This window comes from Rhizobium mongolense USDA 1844, assembly GCF_000419765.1.
GTDB classification, from domain to species: domain Bacteria; phylum Pseudomonadota; class Alphaproteobacteria; order Rhizobiales; family Rhizobiaceae; genus Rhizobium; species Rhizobium mongolense.
In genome coordinates, this window is record NZ_ATTQ01000091.1 from 1 (window position 1) to 1,395 (window position 1,395).

The 1,395-nt window shown below is 58.1% G+C and carries 2 protein-coding genes; both read left to right on the forward strand.

What is annotated here, in order from left to right:
• Window positions 1–183 (forward strand): phospholipase D-like domain-containing protein (locus A3C3_RS46510; protein ID WP_033420047.1); only part of this gene is annotated, 183 nt, incomplete at its 5' end.
• A 51-nt stretch (window positions 184–234) separates the two neighbouring features.
• Window positions 235–1,179: a hypothetical protein gene (locus A3C3_RS0137260; RefSeq protein ID WP_022719516.1), complete on the forward strand. Its 945-nt coding sequence runs from the start codon at window positions 235–237 to the stop codon at window positions 1,177–1,179.
• Window positions 1,180–1,395: the final 216 nt, after the last annotated feature.

The window sequence follows — 1,395 nt, forward strand, 5'->3', positions numbered from 1 at the left end:
TCGGAAGAGATGGTGTGGCTATCGCGAGGGCTGTATGAAGCGCTGCAGGCCTTCATCGGCCTTGCCGAGGATGAACGCTTCGCGTTGCGCGCAGCATTATATGAGTTTCACTATCAACCGGTCGCGAACGCCTTCGCGGCGCGTGGACCACGATCGCAAGCAAGAGCGGTCGCAGCTCGCTAGCGAACCGAGGCGGGCATTCCGAAGTTCATCGATACAAAGGGGTGTTGTCTTATGTTAGGCTATTATCTTGGTTGTGCTGCACTCGGAATTACGACGGGCCTGCTCGTCGGTATGAGTAGCAGTCCGGTCGTTCAATATGTGCTGCCGCTCCTGTTTGCGTTGATTGGCGGATCGGCTGGGTTGTTCGCTATCAAGGCCTCGAACACGGCGAGCGCGAGCGAGGCCAAGCTCGCAATCGCGGGCTGGACGTCGGTCTGCCTCACCATCCCTTTCCTGATATCGATGCTCTATGGAACGCTCGTTCGAACGGGGTCAGACATCCATTCGCTCCTTCCATCGGTCACGAGCCAGCCCGCTGAGACGACCCTTTCGGCGGATGCACTTGCCGGGCTCACCGCTGACGATACTGTGGCAATTCTGCTGGCGAGCCGCGGGTTGACTAATGCTGGCGTTGCGGACGCGGATCGGAAGGCGGTTGTCGACAAAATTATTGCCTCCCGTATGGCGGACGAGAAAAAATTCACCGAGGTCAGTGGCAATCTCGCGCAGGTGTCACGAGAAGCGGTGGCCCGCTTTGAACAGATCGCCAGCTCGCAGAACGATATCGTCAACAACAGCACGTTTGTAAGTGCCTGGCAGGAGCTCGCCTCACTCGATAAGACGTTTTCGAACGCCGCAATCGAGCGCCAGGCGAAATACGATGTTTCTCGCAAGGTGGAGGAGAAGCTTGCCAGCGACTTCTCAGCGGATTTCACCCGCTACCTAAAGTCGGACCCCACGCTTGCTGGGCAGATAAGCGAGAGCATCGTGCTTATACGGTCCCTGCCAGCACCAGATGTTCTCGCATCGACGACAAGAGCGGATCTATATGCGCTTCCGAGGGCACCGAACGAGCAGGCGCTTTCTCGACGGCTCCTTCCCTCTGTAGCGATCCAAAATCCGCCGTTGACTGTCCCGGACCCGTTGTTTCAGCGCCGTTTCGACAATCCGACATAGGCAAGCGGTCAAACGGTGACGTAGCCGGGCCGCTTCCGCGACGTTTCGTGCACTTATAAGATGTACTACTGTTGTCGACTCCCGACACTCCACCCTATTGCGAGTAGCCGGCGTGCGGCACTATGCCTCCGGCAACCAGAACTCCAGCATGGGCGTTGTCACGTTGTTTGAATGTGGCCACGTGAGGCCGACCCTGCGCTTTTCAGGCAGGCCGTG

Coding starts and splice junctions, on each gene's coding strand:
- A3C3_RS0137260 (WP_022719516.1), top strand. CDS start 235: ATGTTAGGCTATTATCTTGGTTGTGCTGCACTCGGAATTACGACGGGC.